Origin of the sequence: Streptomyces alkaliphilus (assembly GCF_014141535.1) — a bacterium.
In the GTDB taxonomy this organism is placed as follows: domain Bacteria; phylum Actinomycetota; class Actinomycetes; order Streptomycetales; family Streptomycetaceae; genus Streptomyces; species Streptomyces alkaliphilus.
This window is the reverse complement of sequence record NZ_VKHT01001021.1, coordinates 1-1,739: the sequence shown is the minus strand read 5'-3', so window position 1 is coordinate 1,739 and position 1,739 is coordinate 1. Positions and strand designations below refer to the sequence as shown.

Sequence of the window (1,739 nt, the reverse complement as noted above, 5' to 3'; positions counted from 1 at the left end):
CTCGGACACCATGGTCCGCAGCAGTTCGATGTACAGGTCGGCCAGTTGCTCGGCGGTCTCCGGGGCCACGAACTGCGGGTCGATGTCGATGGAGAAGCCGTCCACGCTCGCGTTGACCAGCAGGGGGAAGGCGGTGCGGGCGATCTCCAGGGACTCGTCCCAGGTGTCCCCGGGCAGCCGGTGGAAGTTGACGAAGTTGAAGACGGCCTGCACCGGGTTGGCCGTCCCCGGCCGCAGCCCGGTCATCGCGGCCAGGGGGAAGCGACGGTGCGGCAGCATCTCCTGCTCGGCCGCGAAGACCGCCCGCAGGTGGTCCCGCCGGGTGCCGCGCGGGCGCGGCACCCCGAACGGCACGGTGTTGAGGAACAGGCCGCGCATCCGGTCGGCCCCCTCCACCTCGGGGCGGCCGTTGACGGCCACGCCGACGGAGTGGCCGAGCACCTCGCCGGCATCCCCCCCGTGCCCCCCGTGCCCCTCGTGCTCCGCGAACAGGGTCATCAGGTGGTGGAAGGCGGTGAGCAGGACGGTGCGTCGCGGCACCCCGGACTCGCGGGCCAGGCGACCGATGGGCTCGGCGAGGTCCCGGTAGGAGCGACGGACCTCGTGGACGACCGGGCCGTCCCCGACCGGCTCGCCGCGGCGGGTGAAGGCGATCGGCCGCAGGGTGTCCAGGACGGAGGTCCAGTGGCGGGCGCTCTCCTCGTCCCGCAGCGCGGCGCGTTCCAGGGCGACGTACTCCGCGAAGCGCGGGGCGGCCGGCAGCCGCGGTGGTTGCCCGTGGGCCACGGCCCGGCGGTGCAGGTCCAGCAGGTCGGCCAGGAGGGAGGTCAGGCTCCAGCCGTCGAGCACCACGTGGCAGTCGGTGATGGTGAAGCGCAGTTCGTGATCGGTCAGGTGGTGCAGGTGGAGACGGACCAGCGGCGGGTCGGTGAGATCGAACCGGCGCTCGAACTCGCTGTCGACGAAGCGGCGCATCACCTCGCGCTGCCGCTCGCGCGGCAGGCCGCGCAGGTCGGTGTAGCCGACCGGGAGACGGGCACTTCGGTGCACCAGTTGCAGCGGCTCGCCCCGGGAGACCAGGTCGACGGAGGTGCGCAGGATGTCGTGCTCGCGCACCACCGCGTCCACGGCCGCCTGGAAGGCGTCCCGGTCGAATCCCTCCGGGACGGTGATCCTCAGGTCGGTGACATTGTGGTAGGCGCCCCGACGCGGATCGGCCAGCATCTCGTGCAACATGCCGGTCTGGAGCATGGTGAGGGGGTAGGCGTCCACCACGTCCCCGGGCAGCCGCGCGGCCCGTTCCGCGTCGATCATGGAGAACGGTTCGTAACGGGGCCCGGTGGCGGCGGGGGCCGTGCCGCTGCCGGCAAGCCGGGCGAGGCCGCCGAGGGTGCGGGCGCGGAAGAGGTCCGCCACGCCGATGTCGAGACCGGCCGCGCGGGCCAGTCCGATGACCCGCAGGGCGAGGATGGAGTCACCGCCCAGGTCGAAGAAGTTGGCCTCGGTGCCCACCCGTTCGGCGCCCAGCACCTCTTCCCAGATCCGGGCCAGTTCGCGCTCGGCCGGGGTGGTGGGGGGCGTGTGCTCCCCGGTCGCGGCGGCCCCGCCCTCGACGGAGCGCAGGGCGGCGCGGTCCACCTTGCCGTTGGCGGTGACCGGCAGCCGCGGGTGACGCACGAACAGGGCGGGGACCATGTACTCGGGCAGGGTGAGCCGCAGCCGTTCGCGCAGGGCGGGCG

1 protein-coding gene is annotated in these 1,739 nt (G+C 73.4%); it reads right to left on the bottom strand.

Annotation, left to right across the window (positions count from 1 at the left end):
• The coding region (locus tag FNQ90_RS22075) for a condensation domain-containing protein (protein WP_228471481.1) at positions 1–1,739 on the bottom strand (1,739 nt) is incomplete at both ends.